Here is a 16,103-nt window from a genome sequence, read left to right on the forward strand (position 1 = left end):
TGCAGCGCGAGCCGGCGGTGGGCGCCGACGGACTGGTGCAGGCCCCGACGGCCCCCGGCATCGGCTTCGGCCAGCCGGGCTGGTGACGAACTCCCGTCGGCCCCCTGTGGTGGGGCCGGCTGGATCTTCCCCGAACACTCTTCGCAGAAGGAGACGGCACCGTGCCCGTCCAACGCTACGCGGCGGTCGTCCGCCTGCGTCCGGAACTGGAAGCCGAGTACCGCGCCCTGCACGCGGCTGCGTGGCCCGAGGTGCTGGCGACGATCAAGCGTGCCAACATCGGCAACTACTCGATATTCCTGCGCGACGGCCTGCTCTTCAGCTACCTGGAGTATACCGGCGAGGACTACGCGGCCGACACCGCGCTGATTGCCGAGTGCCCGGTCACCCGCGAGTGGTGGGCCCGCACCGACCCGTGCCAGCAGCCGCTGGACAGCGTCGGTGACGGCGAGTGGTGGGCGCCGGCCGAAGAGGTCTTCCACCTCGACTGACTCGACTGACAACAGGGCCGGTGACACAGGAGGGGGCGGGCGCAGCAGCGCCCGCCCCTCTTCGACTACCTGCACGAAATACTTCCCCGCCGCCCTGGAAACCTTCAGCACTCGCGATGGGCTGTGCGTACCCGCGGCCTGGTCATTCTGACTGCCGCCCCCACTCCGGGGCAGGCCGCCAAACTCACCCGCGGCCAGTTGCGAGCGCTGCTGAAGAAGGCCGGTCGCCAGCGCAGCGTCGACGCGGAGGCCGAGCGGCTGCGCGAGGTCTTCCGAGGCCCCCACATGCGTCAACTGCCTCTGGTGGAGGAGGCGATGGGCCGCCAGACCGTCATTGCTGGTGCAGAAGCTGGAGATTGCCTGCACCAGCGCAGACGACCTCGCTGCAGAAAGAGGTCGGCGACTCGGATCCCGGACACCTCGACTCTAAACAGGGGACGCTCACTCGAACATGCCCTTTTCGCGGATGTTTCTGATTCATCGTGAGGCAATTCTACGTGCCAGCAAATTGGACAAACTATACCAGGATGCCCGTCTCACCCAGTAGATACGTCTGATGTACTGCTTGCACTTGCCTGCCATCCATCCTAAAGTCCGAGCACGCCGTGGTCCGAGGCCTGAAGGGACATCTCCGATGAAACTGCTCCAGGTTGGCCCAATCGGCCAGGAGCTGCCGGCGGTGCTGGCAGAGGACGGGCGGCTTCTGGACCTGTCATCGGTCACGGCCGCGATCGACGGCCGCTTCCTGGCCGACGACGGTGTGGACCGGGTGCGGGCCGCACTGGCCCAGGGCCTGCTCCCGGAGCTGGACGACAGCGGCCTGCGCATCGGGGCACCCGTGGCCCGTCCGGGCAAGGTGGTCTGCATTGGTCTGAACTATCGCGATCACGCGCGGGAGACCAACGCGGCCATCCCGATCCGGCCGGTGGTGTTCATGAAGGACCCCGGCACCGTGGTCGGACCGTACGACCGGGTCCTGATCCCCCGCCAATCGGTGAAGACCGACCGGGAGGTGGAACTCGCGGTGGTCATCGGGCGCCGCGCCCGCTACCTGGACTCCCAGAAGGAGGCCCTGGCCTGCGTGGCCGGCTACACGATCAGCAACGACGTCTCCGAGCGGGAGTTCCAGCTCGAGTACTCCGGGCAGTGGGACCTCGGCAAATCCTGCAAGACCTTCAACCCGCTGGGCCCCTGGCTGGTCACCCCGGACGAGGTCACCGACCCGCAGAACATGCGGATGACCACCACGGTCAACGGCGTCCCGCGCCAGCACGGCACCACCGGAGACATGATCTTCGATGTGGCCTACCTGGTGTGGTACCTCAGCCAGTACCTGGTCCTGGAACCCGGCGACGTGGTCAACACCGGGACGCCCGCCGGCGTCGCACTGGGTCTGCCCGGCCACCCATACCTGCGTCCCGGCGACACGGTCGCGCTCGGCATCGACGGGCTCGGCAGTCAGCAGCAGACCTTCGCAGCGGCCTGAAAGGACAACCATGATGGAGCTAGTGCCGCATCAAGCAACGTTTGCCCTGTTCACTACCTCGCGGAGACGGTCGTCGGCGGCATGCTTGTTCCGCCAGGTGATGTAGCGACGGATCATGCTTCCCTGCTCCTTGTGGCTGGCGTGGTCGGTGCCATCCAGCGCGAAGTAGCGCAGGGCGGTGAACTGGGCCTCGATCCGGTTGAGCCAGGAACTGTTGGTCGGGGTGTAGGCGATCTCCACGTTGTTCGCCGCCGGCCACGTCCCGACTCGCTGGCACCGCTTCGTCGTCAGGTGCGGGGAGTAGTTGTCGCAGACGATCGCGATGCGGACGTCCATCGGGTGCAGCGAGCGCAGGTAGCGGCAGAACTCCAGGAACTTCGACCTGTTCTTGGTCTTCTTGATGTGCCCGTAGAGCTGGTCTTTGGCCAGGTCGTAGGCGGCGAACAAGTGCCGGACCCCGTGCGGGCGGGTGTAGGTCGCCCGGCGGCGGGGCCGGGGATCTCGGTTGGGGTCCTTGTGTCTGCCGCCGCGTTCGGCCCAGTGCCGGCCGGGGTGGGGCTGGAGGTTGAGCGGCCCGAACTCATCGACGCAGAAGATGACTTCGGACTCGTCTTCCTCGGGTATGACTTCACCGTCGGCGATAGCGTAGAGGTGTTCGACACGGGCTTTCTTGGCCGCGTAGTCAGGGTCGCGGGAGGTCTTCCAGGTCTTCACGCGTTGAAATGAGACGCCCTCCTCGCGGAGCAGGACCCGAAGGCCCTCGTGGCTGATGTCGTCGACCACCCCCTCGGCGACCAGGAAGTCGGCCAGCTTGGCCAGGCTCCAGGTCGAGAACGGCAGGCCGTGCTCGGCCGGCTTCGACTTGGCGATCTTCTTGATCTCCCGGCGTTACGGGAGGGTGAAGGTCTTCGGCCGGCCGCCCTTGTACTTGGGGTAAAGCGAGTCGAAGCCGTCCGCGTTGAAGTTGTGGAGCACGTCGCGGACCCGGTCCCCGCTGGTGAACGTCACCTCGGCGATCTTCGCCACCGGCATGCCCTGCGCGGATAACAGCACCATCTGAGCCCGCCGCCAGGTCACCACCGAACCAGTGCCTCTGCGGATGATCCGCAGCAACCGCCTGCCCTCGTCGTCATCAATTTCCCGGACCCGCACGCGTTCAGCCACGTGATCATTCTGGCCGTCTGGCGCTTCCCGGCGCAGCAACTGGGCGACACATCACGACAGGGCGTACGTAGCTTGATGCGGCACTAGCGGGCCTGCGGGCCATCGTGACCGGCGGCGCCTCCGGGATTGGCCTGGCCACCGTCGAGCTGCTGACCGAGCGCGGCGCGGACGTGGCCGTGCTCGACCTCGCGACCGGCGAGCTGTCGGCACCCCAGGTCGGCTTCACCGTCGATGTCAGCGATGACAGCAGCGTGCGCGCTGCGGTCGAGGCAGCCACGGAGACTCTGGGTGGCCTGGACATCCTCGTCAACAACGCGGGAATCGGGGCGGTGGGCACGGTCGAGGACAACCCGGACGAACAATGGCGGCAGGTGCTCGACATCAACGTGCTCGGCATTGTCCGCACCACCCGCGCCGCACTGCCGCACCTGCGCCGGTCGTCATACCCCGCGATCGTGAACACCCGCCGCGACCACCGGGATCCCCCAACGGGCCCTGTACTCGGCCAGCAAGGGCGCTGTCTACGCGCTGACCCTGGCAATGGCCGCCGACCATGTCGCAGAGGGCATCCGGGTCACCTGCGTCAACCCCGGCACCGTGAACACGCAGTGGGTGACCCGGCTGCTGGACCGCTCCTCGAACGCCGCGGCCGAGCTCGCCGCCCTCAACGCCCGCCAGCCGCACGGCAGGCTGGTCAGCGCTCAGGAGGTCGCCGCCGCGATCGTCTACCTCGCCGGCCCCACGGCGCGCTCGACGACCGGCACCGCGCTGGTCGTCGACGGCGGCATGGCCGCCCTGCGACCGAGACCCGCCACCGACTGACCCCCCGAGCACCCGGCCGGACCGCAGAGCATGGGCTCCCCCCCGCCCAAGCGGTCCGGCCGGGCCTTTCCAGCGAGAGGCAACCCTGAACGCATGCGCAGCACAACACTCGGACGCACCGCCACCACAGTCAGCGAACTGTCACTGGGCGCCGCTCCACTCGGAAACCTGTTCCACGCGATCAGCGACGAGGACGCGGCCGCCACCGTCGAGGCCGCCTGGGCCTGCGGGATCCGCAGCTTCGACACCGCGCCGCACTACGGACTGGGTCTGTCCGAACGCCGGCTGGGAGACGCGCTGCGCTCCCGCCCGCGCGGGCAGTACACGCTCTCCACCAAGGTCGGCCGCCTGCTGCGCCCGTGCGCCGGGCTTCACGGAGATGACCTGGCGAACGGCTTCGCCGTCGCGGACACCCACGAGCGGGTGTGGGACTTCAGCGCCCGCGGTGTACGCACCAGCGTCGAGGAGAGCCTCACCCGGCTCGGACTGGACCCGGGTGGACATCGTCTACCTGCACGACCCGGACGACCACGAGCGGGACGCGTTCGACCACGCGTACCCGGAGCTGGAGCGGATGCGCGCGGAGGGCATGGTCGGCGCGATCGGCGTCGGCATGAACCAGACCGCGATGCTGGCACGGTTCGTCCGCGACACCGACATCGATGTGGTCCTGCTGGCCGGCCGATACTCCCTGCTCGACCAGAGTGGGCTGGACTCGCTCCTGCCCCAGACCGCACAGCGCGGCGTATCCGTGCTGGTCGGTGGGGTGTTCAACTCCGGCCTGCTGGCCGATCCCAGGCCGGGCGCAACCTTCGACTACGCCCCAGCCTCGCAGCGGCTGCTGGACCGGGCCCTGGCGCTGAAGACCACGTGCGAGGCCTTCGACGTCCCGCTGCGGGCAGCCGCACTGCCGTTCCCGCTCGGCCATCCAGCGGTCGCCGGAGTCCTCCTCGGGGCACGCCGCGCGGCCGAGGTGGAAGACGCAGCCGCAATGATCGACCATCCCATCCCGCCGGACATGTGGCTCGCTCTCCGCTCCCAAGGCCTCCTGCCCGGGGACGCGCCGCTGCCTCCCCCGCGTGGTCACGCCACGCTCACCCTGCCGGAGACGCGCCCATGACCACCATCGACGCCCACCAGCACGTCTGGGACCTGTCGGTCCGCGACCAGGACTGGATCAACGGGCCCGAACTCGCGCCGCTGCGCCGCAACTTCGCGCTCGACGACCTGCGCCCGCAGGCCGCGGCCGCCGGCGTCGACGCCACCGTCCTGGTGCAGACGATCTGCGTACCCGAGGCGCCGGCAGCGCGGGTGACAGCGGTAACGGTGATCCTCGTCCCGTCGAGTTCGAGAGCGGCGAGGAAAGCAGTTGCGGGCGATCAGCCGGGAGCAGGCCCTCGCCGCTCTCGCTGAGGAGGCACCGGCCTGCGAGGTGTGCCGGCCGGACACGGTGCTCGGCGCCTGTGATCGGTGCCTGGTCGCAGCATGAAAGTTGTGGAACTGCCGATCAGTGTGGCGCTGGCCCGTGCCGTTGCGGTGCTGCCGCAGGGGCCGGGCTGGTGGACCTGATCGCAGCCTGCGTCATCGCGGCGGCACGGGACGCCGGCCTCAAGGTGCCACAGGACCTGTCCGTGCTCGGCTACGACGACGAGCCGCTGGCCATCGACATCTGTCCGGCGCTGACCACTGTGCACGTGCCGCACGAAGAACTCGGCCGCACCGCCGTACGCCTGGCGCTGCACCGCGACGACCCCATGCATCAGGCGACGAGGCAGAGCGTCACCCTCGGCACGTGCTGCGCCGGTCGGTGCAGCCGCACCCCCACAGGCCGGAGTAGCGGACAGGTCCCGTGCACGGGCCCATTCATCCGTAGCTCGCGATGTGCCTACCGGAGGGCCGTACGACCGCCCTGCAATCGTGCTTCGCCCATGGTGAGCTCGGCAAGGCGTGTCACGCACGGCGCCGAGGTCGTGCCGCGTGTGCCTCGGGGATGTGCGAGGTGAGGGCGATCGACGCGGTGGCCCGGTCGTAGGAGAGCTGAGCCACGCGCGCGTAGAGGCAGTCGATGATCAGCAGGACGGAGTGCCGCGTGCCGAAACCCCCGTGCCTGAAGCTCGTCTCCCCCGGAGTCGAGGCGAGGTGGATGCCCGCAGCCTGGGCTGCGGGCGAGCGGTGATCCGAAGTGATGGCGATGGTCGTGGCCCCGCGCCCGGCAGCCAGCCGCAGAGGGCTCAGCACCTCGCGCGTGCTGCCGGAGTGCGAGAGCGCGACGGCCACGTCCGCGGGCGTCAGGAGGGACGCCGAGGTCTCCGCCGCGTGCACCTCGGTCCACCCCCTGGCCTGACAGCCGATCCCGAAAAGCCGGGCCTCCGCCTCACGGGCCAGGACGCCGGACGAGCCCACCCCGTAGACGTCGATACGGCGGGCTTTCGCCAGAGCCCGCGCCGCCCGCTCAAGGGCGTCACGGTCGAGGCGCTCGACGGTGCCGCGCAGCGCCTGCAGATCCGCGTGCGCGATGACGTCGATGACCTGGTCCAGGGTGTCGTCGGGGCCGATGTCAGGTCCGAGCGGCCGCTCCTGGGTGGACTGTCCCTGTTCCTTGGCCAGTTCCAGCAGCAGGGCTTGGTAGGAGTCGAGCCCGAGAGCCTGACAGAAGCGGGTGACCGTGGCCTGGGAGGTGCCGGTGCGGCGCCCGAGGTCGGCTGCCGATGTGTGGGCGAGAGTGGCCGGATCGGCGAGGACCTGCTCGGCAACCTTGCGCAAGGAGACGGTCAGCCTGGGCAGTTCGGAATGGATCAGGTCGGTGATCAAGGCGGCTTCGACTCGATTCGTTGCGGGGCGTTACGGCTTGTCGCGGCGGTGCCTCCTTGCGGCTGCGGCGAGAGCCGCGCGCGGAACTCTTGCTCTTGCCAGCCGATGACTATACCAACCATCATGCGGTGTGATCTCTGAATCTTTGAAACAGTCCTTGCCCTCTCACGAACAGCGTCTGCTGATCGGGATCGATGCTGGCGGCACCCGGACCCGCGCATACTGCGCGGACGCGGCGGGCCGGGTGATCGGCACGGGTGACAGCGGCCCCGGCAATGCGCTGAGCGTGCAGCCAGTCGATCTCGTGCAGCACTTGAGTGACGCCGTTGCCGCCGCCGTACCGGCAGGGCTGCGCGCCGGCGTGACGGCGGTGGCGGGCGGGTTCGCGGGCGGCGGCCACGGACGCGGGCGGGACACCGCGGCCTCGTGCTTGGCGCGAGCGCTGGACACCCTGGGTATCGAGGCCGCCGCGACAGAGGTGTACGGCGACGCGGAAGTCGCGTTCGCCTCCGGGCCGGGGGCGCCGGCGGATGGACTGGTCCTGATCGCAGGCACCGGCGCGACAGCGGCGCGGGTCGACGGACGGCGCAGCGCGCGCGTCGTGGACGGGCACGGATGGCTGCTCGGTGACGAGGGAAGCGGGTTCTGGCTCGGACGCGAAGCCCTGCGGGCGGTCGTGTACGCAGTCGACGGACGTGGTCCGCGGGGGCGTCTCGTGGAACGCGTTCTGGAACGGGTCGCTCCTCGGAGAAGCTGGACCGACCTGACTCCGCCCCAGTCTCTCCGGCTCAGAGACGCCATCGCCGACTGGGCCTACTCCCGGCCGCCGGCCGCCCTGGCCGGACTCAGCCCTCTGGTAGCCGCGGCAGCGGCGGACGGTGATCCGGAGGCTGAGTCGCTCCTCGGCCGGGCGGCCGACGAGCTGACCGACAAGGTAGGTGCGCTGGGTGCGAGACGGGGCGAACTTCTCGTCACCACAGGTGGCTTGATCGCTCCGGGAGGGCCTCTGGCTGATCGCCTGGCCGCGCGTGTGGAGCCGATGGGCCTGCGCATCGCCGCCGTTCGGGACGGCGGCATGGGGGCGGTGGCGCTGGCCGGGCTCTTGATGCATTGACAGGCCTGGTTTATCGTTTCACGCGAATTGCAAATTGCTGAATCGATGAACCGAGAGATGAGAGTGGGAACCCCATGACCGACTCGCAGATCGGCGCGACCGTCTTCGCCGACCGAGCGCGTGTGTCGCTGGACGATGCGATCGACGCCAACAAGGCGGCGGTGGCGTCAGCGGCCCGACTGTTCGCGGACTGCTTGGCGGCGGACGGGGTGATCCACGCCTTCGGTACCGGGCACTCGCAGGCCACCGCCCTCGAGCTCTCCGGGCGCGCGGGAGGACTCGTCCCGACCAATCGGATCAGCCTCACCGACCTCGTGCTGCGGGGCGGCGAGGACCGCACGGTGCTTGCCGATCCGCTGCTCGAACGTCGGCCGGGACTTGCCGCCCGGCTTTACGAACTGAGCAACCCGCACCCGCAGGACCTCTTCGTGATCATCTCGAACTCAGGAGTCAACAACTCCATCGTCGACATGGCGCGGTTGGTGACGGGCAAAGGACACCGGCTAGTGGCGATCACCTCGATGGAGCACACCCGCTCGGTCCCTGCCCTGCACTCCAGTGGGCAGCGACTCGCCGACTTGGCCGACGCGGTGCTCGACAACTGCGCGCCCGCCGGCGACGCACTGCTGCCGCTGCCTGGCGAGGGCAGCCTGTGCGGTGTGTCCACCATCGTTTCCACGATGCTGGTTCAGATGGTGGTGGCGGAGAGCGTGGCCCTGCTGATGTCAGAGGGCCACGACGTCCCCGTGTACATCTCCGCGAACCTGCCGGGCGGCTTCGAACGCAACGCGGCCCTGGAGGCACGCTACGAGGGGAGGCTGCACCGGGGCGGTTTCTGATGGGCCGTCCCACAGCCCAGCTTCATCACGGCAGACTGGAGTTCGGCGGCCGAACGTCCGGGCAGAGGGAAGGCGCTTACGCGTTCGACTGCGGCCGGCACTCGGGGGCCGGTGAAGTCGCACCGCTCAACGGCCACCTTTGACACCCCGAGCCTCTACCCGGCGCTCACAACAAGTAGGGGTCAGCGGGCCGCGTACTTCGTCACCGCTGCGGTCACCTGGGCTTCGTCGACGGGGAATCCTGGGAACCGGACCAGTCGGCTGAAGGGAGATTGCGCGGAGTGGGGGGAAGGGGCGGGTCGGTCGGGTGCGGGCACGGTGTCCTCGTTCCTCCGGCTTGCTGGCCGGGTCGGCGGTCGTCCGGCCCATACGCGGATGTGCGCACGGGCCGGGGCCACCGTGAGGAAGGACCCCTTGTCCGCGGTCTGACGACCAGAGCCGAGGGTTGTCCGTTTCCGCCTTGGCTGCCCCTTGGCTGGACGGGTTTGTCCGTGGCCGACGCCACACCGTCCGGACGGAGTTCAGCGGGCGGGGCGGGTACTGGCGGCGCGAGGTAGCAGCGCAGAACGCCGCCCTGATCGTCTACGCCGCCCGACGAACTCCCCGTCTCGATGCAGAGCAAGCACGCATCTGACGTGTTCAGCCGACACGACATTCGAAGCTTGGCAGATCACAGGATCACGAGCATGGCGCTTCGTTTCGCTGCCCGGCGGGGACCTTGTCGTCTGATCCCGCTCTGCAGCGGGTGAGAATCCACAAGGTCGGACTTCGAAGCACTGAGAATCTGCCACCCACGCTGCAACGGGACACGAGTGGAGACACAGCCGGACGAGTCGGGCGACAAGTTGATGACAAATCACTTGGACGACGACATCTCAATTCGGAACCTACATCCAGCTCGTTTACGGGTGTATGTGGCGGTAGGCGACGATGTGCCTGGGGTCGGGCAGAGGTGCGATGGTGACGGTGCTGCCGGGCCGGGGGGCGTGGATGACCTTGCCGTTGCCGATGTACAGCCCCACATGGCCGCCGCCGTAGGACAGGACGGGGTCACCGGGCACCAAGCACGCCCGGCTCGTGTCGGACCCAGCGCGGATCTGGCCCCAGGTGGTGCGCGGCAACTTCACCCCAGCCGCTAGCCAGGCCCGCATCACCAGGCCGGAGCAGTCGAAGCCGCGCGGTCCGGTACCGCCCCAAATGTAGGGCTTGCCCAGCTGTGCTCGGGCGTAGGTGATGAAGGCGTTCCGCACGGCCCGGCGCCCGAGACGTGGGCCCGCCCCAGGCCCCCGCGCACACCTACTCCTGATGAGGGCAAGAGCTGATGATCGCTGATCTGGATTACGGGCTGCTGCCCGACGAGAGCGAAGACCACTTCCTGGGCCTGGAGCAGGCGCAGTTGGTAGGCACCGACACGCTGCTGACCACGCGGCACAATATCGTGGCCGTCATCGAGGAGAAGGCCATGATGTGCGTTTACGGGCCCGCCGGATCCGGCAAGACGATGTCGGTGAACTCCGCGCTGCGCCACCTCGCCCCGGACATCACCCACCGCCTGGAACTGCGGGCCGGACCGCCCCCGCGCGACATCCGCCATGGTTTCTTCCAGGCACTGGGGCTGCCGGGTGAGCCGCCGGCCCGCCCGATCGAGTTCGACACCCTCCTCAAGAAAGCACTCGCCGAGGAGTTCCGGGTCCTGGTCTGCGACGAAGCGCAGTGGATGAAGAAGACCGGGTTCGAGTTCTGGCGCCACCTGTAGGACGACAAACGCACCAACCTTGACCCGGCTCCCCGGCACATCAGCCTCTGACGATGCAGAAGGGATGCCCAGCCGGATCGGCGAGGACCCGCCACCTGTCCTCACGCGGCTGGTGATCCGGCTTGCCCGCGCCAAGCTCCAGCAGGGCTGTCCGCGATCGTGCGGCAGACCGTGCACCGGCCGCCCGGGGCCACCGGTACGCCCCAGGCATCGCCGGGATAGACCGGGCCACCGCAGGACGGGCACTCCCACTTCCCCGCCTCCCGGCGGCGCAGCTCCTCCTCCCGCCCCTGGCGGCGGCGCAGCGATGACGAACTCCACGAACTGAGTGTCGAGGTGAAGAACCTCAAACGAGAGCGGACCCAGCTCCAAGGCCGACTCGATGCCTCCGCCACGGTCATCGCCGCCCTTCACCACGACAACGCAGCCCTCCGCCAGCAGCTGGACACGCAGACCGGGACCGTCGTCACCATCGGCCCGCCACGCTCCGAATGATCCCGAGGAGGCCGTCCTTCCGGCCATTGTCAGTACCCCACGGCAAGATGGCGAGACCAGCACCATTGACGTGGTCAAGTCCACCATCAGTAGGAGGAGTTGCATTGCCTGCGAGGAAGCGGCAGGACCTACCCGTCGGCACCAGAATCGGCGTCCACGAGGTGACCGGCCCGTCATTCGCGAAAATCACGACGGGCCGCAGTGGGCAATCGCCAAAACGCTATCGGTACTTCGTTCCGATGCGCTGCACAGCCTGCAATAGGAACATGGACACCCGGGAGGACAGGTTAAAGGAGTTGGAGGCATCGGCTTGCGGCTACTGCTACGCGAGCGTCGACGCCGACCCGGAAGCCCGAATCCATGTCGAGAGAGTATGGAACGGCCAGGTCCAGGTCTATGACAGATATCGATTTCATGGGAAATCGCGCAGTCGCCTTCACAGCGTCTGGACCAACATGCGGGAGCGATGCAATAACCCGAAGTCAATGAAGTATCCCGGATATGGAGGCCGCGAAATACCAGTCACAGTCGATCCAGCCTGGGACAACTTCCTCACCTTCGCCCGGTGGGCAGAGGAGAGTGGATACCAAGAGGGCCTGGAACTCGACCGAATAAACAACGACCTCGGTTACATCCCAGAGAACTGCCGGTGGGTCACTGACCTCGAGAATCTCATGAACCGAAGCAGGTTTCTCCCTGCCCCGCTGCATGAGGCGCTCGAAGCGCGGGCAGTCCGTGACGGCATAGACACCTACACGGTGATCCGTCGAGCCCTGGAAGCCCACCGCGAAGCGAGCCAGCAGGCAGGAAGCAACCATGACCAGTGAGCGCAAGGGGTCGGCGAAGCGCCCACCGGCGGCCGTTGGGGACGTCTACGAGCGGCTGACGATCATCGAGTTCCTCGACAGGCGCCAGAACAGCAAAGGCGAGTGGATCCCGTGGGTCCTCGTTGAATGCTCATGCGAAAACCGAACACGTAAGGAAATTAGGCTCTCAAGCCTCAGATCCGGAAACACCCGCAGTTGCGGATGCCTTGCTAGCGAGACGACAAGGGTTCGCACTACAACGCATGGCGATCACAAGACCCGCCTTTATGGCATCTGGTCATCGATGAAGTATCGCTGCAAAAACACCACCCATCGAAATGCGCATCGCTATTCGCTCAAAGGTGTCACTGTCTGTGATGGATGGCAGGACTTTGTCGCCTTTCGAGGCTGGGCGCTAGCCAACGGATACATGGACGGAAAGGAGATTGACCGGATTGACAACAACCTGGGTTACAGCCCCGATAATTGCCGGTGGGTGACGAAGCTGGAGAACCTTGATAACCGTGCCAAGTACTTGCCGGCGGACCTGGAGGAATGGCTTCGCGCGCACGCGCGCCGAACCGACTCTTCGCCCTATGAAGTGATCAAGGCGGCCCTCGAAGCCTACTTGGATGTCTCACGGACCAGGGCCTGACGAGCCGCCGCAGGTTGGAAGGCGAGACGTCCGGGCCTTCGCGAGGTTCCGCCAGCATCGAGGTCAAAGGATTCCGCATGCTGTCCCCTAGCCAGCGGGTCAGCCTCACGTGGGAAGCGCCGGGATTCAAGCAACTCGGATACGACTACCGCGCCGTACGAATCGTTCCGCTGCATGCTGACCCGCGCTGAACCCATCTGCTGGGCCGGTCCCGTCAGGGCGTCCGTGGCGGGGGTGCCGAATGAGGGCGGTGCTCTTCAGTGTGTACGGCAGGTCGGTGAATGAAGTCGCCCCTCGGCTCCGGCGCTCAACTGCCGCGCGCCGGGCGGCCAGCCACCCGGGCACGGCAACTCCGGCACGCGTGCGCGCCGCCGGGGCCGTATCGGTGAATGGGAGCTGCGCAGCCGGCGCACGGGCCGATGTTCCAGTCGGCGCACCCGTAGAGGGCCCCGGCTTCCCGGCGTTGCTGAGTGGCTGTGTAACTCACTGTGGAAGTCGTTTCGACGTGACTATGGGAGTCACCTTCTGACCGAGTTTGCGATGTCGGTTTGTTTTGAAGTCACCCAGGGGCTTGCGATGGGACGGTGGAGTGTGCTTCTACCGCAGGGGGCCCTATGGGGAAGTCGCAGTCAAAGGTTGATCTGTACGCCGCGATCCGCCGTGACCACCGCGGTGGCATGTCGCAGCGGGCTTTACAGCGCAAGTACAACGTCACCTGGCGGACGGTCCGGAGGGCCCTGGACGGTCAGTGGCCGGAGCCGCGCAGGCAGCAGCAGCGCCGGGAGTCCCGGCTGGATCCCTACAAGCCTCTGATCGACGGGATTCTGCAGGCAGATCTGGACGCGCCGGCCAAGCAGCGGCACACCGCTCAGCGGATCTTCGACCGGCTGGTGGAGGAGCACGACGCCTACGAGATCTCCTACCCGATGGTCCGCACCTACGTGAAGGACCGGCGGCCGCTGATCCGCCGAGATGCGGGGATCGGTCCGCAGGCGGTGTTCGTGCCGCAGGCCCATCTGCCCGGGGCGGAGGCGGAGGTCGACTTCGGTGAGGTCCATGTGCTCCTAGCCGGTGTGTTGACCCGGCTCTATCTGTTCTCGCTGCGGCTGTCGTATTCCGGCAAGGCAGTGCACCGGGTGTTCGCCACCGCAGGTCAGGAGGCGTTCTTCGAAGGCCACGTGCACGCCTTCCGGGTGATTGGCGGCGTCCCGCGCAGGCACATCCGCTACGACAATCTGCGGGCTGCGGTTGAACGGGTGTTGGGCTTCTCCCGGCGCCGGGTGGAGGCAGATCGCTGGACGGTGTTCCGCTCGCACTGTGTCCATGTTCCCGTGGGTTCCCGCCACACCCCGACTGCGCCAGCGAGCTCGGTGGCTGTTTGATCTGGAGCTTTCGGTCTGCTGAACACGATCGGGTGATTGCTGCTCGTTTCTCAGAAATCCTGAAGTCTCCTCGGCTGTCATGACGGAGTCGTTGGATAGCTGAAGGGGAGGAACGGGATGGCACTGGCCGTTGTACGCGATCTACGGCCGGAGCTTCGGCTGGAGACTTCCGAGGAGGTCGCTGCCTTCGAGCAGGATCTGCTGGCTGAGTTCGTCCTCGCCCGGGCCTCTGCCGGAGTCCTCGACGACACCATCCGCGGCGACGTTGGGCCCATTCTTGGCCTGCGCGAATGGTTCGGCCGGCCTCTGTGGGAGATGGAGGCCCACGACCTCGACCGGTACTTCGGGCGGCACCGTCGCGACTCAACCTCGGGCACCAAGGTCCGCCAGGCTGCTGCCTTCGCCGTGTTCTTCGAGTTCCTCGAACTACGGCATAAGGCCAGCATCCATGCGGCCACCGGCTTCGTCGTCGAGTCCCCGCTGGACGAGATGAACCGGCCGCGTGGCGGCACTTCTGGGAGGCTGCGGATCCCGCCGCCAGAAGCGGAGGTCACGACGCTCTTCAGCGGCTGGCGGTGCGACATGGAAGAGGCACGCAAGTACGCTCCGGCCGCCCGGAACTACACGGCCTCGTGGCTGGCCAGCCTCGTCGGTCCAAGGATTTCGGAACTGTGCCTGCTGCGGATCGGTGACGTTCGCTGGGACTTGGGGCAGTTCGGCAAGGTCCTCCTCAAGGGCAAGGGCAGCCAGGGACGCGGCAAGAAGGAACGGCTCGTTCCGCTCATCAACGGCTCCCGTGACCTGTTGGAATGGTGGGTGACGGGGCCGCGCTGGGAGTTCGACGACAAGGTCAACGACCCCCGTGCCCCGCTGTTTCCCTCGGAACGCAGATACGGCGACGGCTCCAGCAGGGCCGTGACCGACGATGCTCTGAGAACCGTGCTCGCCGAGGCGGTCGCCCGGCATCTGCCGCACCAGGTCGGCCAGCTCACGCCGCATGTGCTGCGGCACTTCGCCGCTTCCGACCTCTACCGCAACGGCATGGACGTCGTTGCCATCCAGGAGGTCCTCGGACATGAATGGCTCAACACGACCATGATCTACGTAAACTCTCAGGAATTGCATCAGACGGGCGAGAACCCGCAGGTCACCTGGTCACGGAGGGAAACGGAAGGAGTCCGTAGCCTCTACGAACTGACCTCCTGAACAGGGATGTTGCCGAGCCGATCCCTTCTGATGCATGATCTGCTCTCCATAAGGGATGGTCTGGAGTGGTGCATCAGCGCAAGGTGGCCCTGGCCGGGTCGGCCCACATGGAGCTCGTCTCCGGGGCCGTACAGCTGCGTCCCGAGGACGCGATGTTCGACGCGATGCTGCGCGGTTGGCGTGCTCAGCAGAAGTCGCGGGGGCTGAAGGACGAGACGATCGACCCGAGGGAACGGCTGATCCGCCGGTTCCTGGAGTTCACCAACGAGTACCCCTGGCGATGGACGCCCGCGCACCTGGACGAGTGGTCGGCCTCGCTGACGAGTGAGAAGCACTTGGCGCCCTCCACGATCCGCAGCTACCAGGGCACGGTTGGACTGTTCACCGAGCTCCTCATCGATGCCCGATACGGCTGGGTACCGGCGTGTGAAGAAGCCTTCGGGACCTTTCCGGTGGCGATCTGCCACGAGTGGAACACCCTCCCTCACCTGCAGGATTACGAAGGCAATCCAGAGGCAAGGCCGTTCACAAGGAAAGAGCTGCAGCGCTTCCTCGACTACGCCGACGACCAGGTCGCACGCGCCGTGAAGGCCAAGCGCAAGGGGGTCCTCGCCGCCTATCGCGACGCCACGTTGTTCAAGGTCATCTACGGGTGGGGGCTTCGCCGGACCGAGACGTCCAAGCTCGACGTGGTCGACTTCGGACGTAATCCGCAGGCTCGGCAGTTCGGCCGGTACGGCACGCTCAACGTCCGCTACGGCAAGGCGAAGAAGGGGCAGCCGCCGCGGCGGCGGAACGTGCTGTCGGTAATGGACTGGGCCGTCGAGGCGGTCGCCGACTACGTCGAGAACGTCCGGCCGCGTTTCGGATTCCCCGATCACCCAGCTCTGTGGATCACCGAACGTGGGGGCCGTCTCCAGCCCGGCTCCATCAACGACCGGTTCGGGGAGTGTCTAATCAACGGCGGATCCGCATTCGCCGGCTACCGGCTGACGGCACTGATCGGGGCACTGGCCGTGGGAGGCCAGAGCCTCATCGCCGTATTCCGCGGCTTCGACGAAAACCACGTCGCGCAG

Annotated in this window: 18 protein-coding genes and 4 pseudogenes; 18 read left to right on the forward strand and 4 right to left on the reverse strand. The window is 67.2% G+C overall.

The features are described from left to right. Positions 1-161: 161 nt before the first annotated feature. Entirely contained in the window at positions 162-491 is a 330-nt protein-coding gene (locus ACZ7L9_RS37515) for an L-rhamnose mutarotase (RefSeq protein ID WP_471422002.1), read from the forward strand. A gap of 634 nt (positions 492-1,125) precedes the next feature. Then, entirely contained in the window at positions 1,126-1,977 is an 852-nt protein-coding gene (locus ACZ7L9_RS37520) for a fumarylacetoacetate hydrolase family protein (RefSeq protein ID WP_471422003.1), read from the forward strand. A gap of 30 nt (positions 1,978-2,007) precedes the next feature. On the opposite strand, the pseudogene ACZ7L9_RS37525 reads toward ACZ7L9_RS37520, so the two are convergent. After that, positions 2,008-3,141, reverse strand: a pseudogene (locus ACZ7L9_RS37525) (IS630 family transposase). Between the two features lie 92 nt (positions 3,142-3,233). On the opposite strand from ACZ7L9_RS37525, the pseudogene ACZ7L9_RS37530 reads away from it, so the two are divergent. The 5 genes and pseudogenes from ACZ7L9_RS37530 to ACZ7L9_RS37550 all read left to right on the forward strand — a co-directional run bounded on the left by ACZ7L9_RS37530 (position 3,234) and on the right by ACZ7L9_RS37550 (position 5,966). Next, positions 3,234-3,963 (forward strand): annotated as a pseudogene (locus ACZ7L9_RS37530) (SDR family NAD(P)-dependent oxidoreductase). 93 nt (positions 3,964-4,056) lie between these two features. Beyond that, positions 4,057-5,083, forward strand: a pseudogene (locus tag ACZ7L9_RS37535) (aldo/keto reductase). Next, complete coding sequence (locus ACZ7L9_RS37540) at positions 5,080-5,376, forward strand: hypothetical protein (RefSeq protein WP_471422004.1); 297 nt, start codon at positions 5,080-5,082, stop codon at positions 5,374-5,376. The pseudogene ACZ7L9_RS37535 and the gene ACZ7L9_RS37540 overlap by 4 nt, the downstream one beginning before the upstream one ends. Continuing rightward, positions 5,333-5,452, forward strand: coding sequence for a DUF6233 domain-containing protein (locus ACZ7L9_RS37545; RefSeq protein WP_471422005.1), 120 nt, complete (start codon positions 5,333-5,335; stop codon positions 5,450-5,452). Before ACZ7L9_RS37540 ends, ACZ7L9_RS37545 begins: the two co-directional genes overlap by 44 nt. A 70-nt stretch (positions 5,453-5,522) precedes the next feature. Further along, positions 5,523-5,966, forward strand: a complete 444-nt coding sequence (locus tag ACZ7L9_RS37550; RefSeq protein WP_471422006.1) for a substrate-binding domain-containing protein — start codon at positions 5,523-5,525, stop codon at positions 5,964-5,966. On the opposite strand, the gene ACZ7L9_RS37555 is transcribed toward ACZ7L9_RS37550, so the two are convergent. After that, positions 5,914-6,774, reverse strand: a complete 861-nt coding sequence (locus ACZ7L9_RS37555; RefSeq protein WP_471422007.1) for a MurR/RpiR family transcriptional regulator — start codon at positions 6,772-6,774, stop codon at positions 5,914-5,916. The two genes, ACZ7L9_RS37550 and ACZ7L9_RS37555, sit on opposite strands and share 53 nt — an antisense overlap. Before the next feature lie 130 nt (positions 6,775-6,904). Between ACZ7L9_RS37555 and ACZ7L9_RS37560 the strand changes: the two genes are divergently transcribed. From ACZ7L9_RS37560 to ACZ7L9_RS37570, 3 genes are all read left to right on the forward strand, one after another. After that, positions 6,905-7,888, forward strand: a complete 984-nt coding sequence (locus ACZ7L9_RS37560; protein WP_471422008.1) for an N-acetylglucosamine kinase — start codon at positions 6,905-6,907, stop codon at positions 7,886-7,888. A 74-nt stretch (positions 7,889-7,962) separates the two neighbouring features. Next, positions 7,963-8,727: a sugar isomerase domain-containing protein gene (locus ACZ7L9_RS37565; RefSeq protein WP_471422009.1), complete on the forward strand. Its 765-nt coding sequence runs from the start codon at positions 7,963-7,965 to the stop codon at positions 8,725-8,727. A 471-nt stretch (positions 8,728-9,198) separates the two neighbouring features. Beyond that, positions 9,199-9,456, forward strand: a complete 258-nt coding sequence (locus ACZ7L9_RS37570; protein WP_471422010.1) for a DUF6188 family protein — start codon at positions 9,199-9,201, stop codon at positions 9,454-9,456. A gap of 173 nt (positions 9,457-9,629) precedes the next feature. Here ACZ7L9_RS37570 and ACZ7L9_RS37575 read toward each other — a convergent pair whose 3' ends face one another. Next, positions 9,630-9,977 (reverse strand): C40 family peptidase, encoded by a 348-nt coding sequence (locus ACZ7L9_RS37575; RefSeq protein ID WP_471422011.1) that lies wholly within the window; start codon positions 9,975-9,977, stop codon positions 9,630-9,632. A gap of 71 nt (positions 9,978-10,048) precedes the next feature. On the opposite strand from ACZ7L9_RS37575, the gene ACZ7L9_RS37580 reads away from it, so the two are divergent. Next, a complete protein-coding gene (locus tag ACZ7L9_RS37580; RefSeq protein ID WP_471422012.1) occupies positions 10,049-10,483 on the forward strand; it encodes an ATP-binding protein in 435 nt (144 codons plus the stop codon). A gap of 40 nt (positions 10,484-10,523) precedes the next feature. Here ACZ7L9_RS37580 and ACZ7L9_RS37585 read toward each other — a convergent pair whose 3' ends face one another. After that, positions 10,524-10,694: a VOC family protein gene (locus ACZ7L9_RS37585; RefSeq protein WP_471422013.1), complete on the reverse strand. Its 171-nt coding sequence runs from the start codon at positions 10,692-10,694 to the stop codon at positions 10,524-10,526. 125 nt (positions 10,695-10,819) lie between these two features. On the opposite strand from ACZ7L9_RS37585, the gene ACZ7L9_RS37590 reads away from it, so the two are divergent. From ACZ7L9_RS37590 to ACZ7L9_RS37620, 7 genes and pseudogenes are all read left to right on the forward strand, one after another. Further along, positions 10,820-10,978 carry a hypothetical protein gene (locus ACZ7L9_RS37590; RefSeq protein WP_471422014.1) on the forward strand — a complete coding sequence of 53 codons (159 nt, stop codon included), beginning with the start codon at positions 10,820-10,822 and terminating at the stop codon, positions 10,976-10,978. A 266-nt stretch (positions 10,979-11,244) separates the two neighbouring features. Then, positions 11,245-11,805, forward strand: coding sequence for a hypothetical protein (locus ACZ7L9_RS37595; RefSeq protein ID WP_471422015.1), 561 nt, complete (start codon positions 11,245-11,247; stop codon positions 11,803-11,805). Continuing rightward, positions 11,795-12,439, forward strand: a complete 645-nt coding sequence (locus ACZ7L9_RS37600; RefSeq protein ID WP_471422016.1) for a hypothetical protein — start codon at positions 11,795-11,797, stop codon at positions 12,437-12,439. Before ACZ7L9_RS37595 ends, ACZ7L9_RS37600 begins: the two co-directional genes overlap by 11 nt. Before the next feature lie 50 nt (positions 12,440-12,489). Next, positions 12,490-12,630 (forward strand): annotated as a pseudogene (locus ACZ7L9_RS37605) (cold shock domain-containing protein); the annotation flags it as partial. A 423-nt stretch (positions 12,631-13,053) separates the two neighbouring features. Further along, positions 13,054-13,821, forward strand: coding sequence for an IS21 family transposase (istA, locus tag ACZ7L9_RS37610; protein WP_471422017.1), 768 nt, complete (start codon positions 13,054-13,056; stop codon positions 13,819-13,821). A gap of 117 nt (positions 13,822-13,938) precedes the next feature. Then, a complete protein-coding gene (locus ACZ7L9_RS37615; protein WP_471422018.1) occupies positions 13,939-15,027 on the forward strand; it encodes a tyrosine-type recombinase/integrase in 1,089 nt (362 codons plus the stop codon). Between the two features lie 65 nt (positions 15,028-15,092). Then, positions 15,093-16,103, forward strand: a 1,011-nt coding sequence (locus ACZ7L9_RS37620; protein WP_471422019.1) for a tyrosine-type recombinase/integrase, incomplete at its 3' end; no start/stop codon positions are given.

The sequence above is a fragment of the Streptomyces sp. NPDC111516 genome (assembly GCF_055635345.1).

Bases quoted from the DNA above. Each gene is read 5' to 3' on its own strand.
- ACZ7L9_RS37520 (WP_471422003.1), top strand. From the start codon at position 1,126: ATGAAACTGCTCCAGGTTGGCCCAATCGGCCAGGAGCTGCCGGCGGTG.
- ACZ7L9_RS37540 (WP_471422004.1), top strand. From the start codon at position 5,080: ATGACCACCATCGACGCCCACCAGCACGTCTGGGACCTGTCGGTCCGC.
- ACZ7L9_RS37565 (WP_471422009.1), top strand. From the start codon at position 7,963: ATGACCGACTCGCAGATCGGCGCGACCGTCTTCGCCGACCGAGCGCGT.
- ACZ7L9_RS37580 (WP_471422012.1), top strand. From the start codon at position 10,049: ATGATCGCTGATCTGGATTACGGGCTGCTGCCCGACGAGAGCGAAGAC.
- ACZ7L9_RS37585 (WP_471422013.1), bottom strand. From the start codon at position 10,694: ATGCCTGGGGCGTACCGGTGGCCCCGGGCGGCCGGTGCACGGTCTGCC.
- ACZ7L9_RS37595 (WP_471422015.1), top strand. From the start codon at position 11,245: ATGGACACCCGGGAGGACAGGTTAAAGGAGTTGGAGGCATCGGCTTGC.
- ACZ7L9_RS37600 (WP_471422016.1), top strand. From the start codon at position 11,795: ATGACCAGTGAGCGCAAGGGGTCGGCGAAGCGCCCACCGGCGGCCGTT.
- istA (WP_471422017.1), top strand. From the start codon at position 13,054: ATGGGGAAGTCGCAGTCAAAGGTTGATCTGTACGCCGCGATCCGCCGT.
- ACZ7L9_RS37615 (WP_471422018.1), top strand. From the start codon at position 13,939: ATGGCACTGGCCGTTGTACGCGATCTACGGCCGGAGCTTCGGCTGGAG.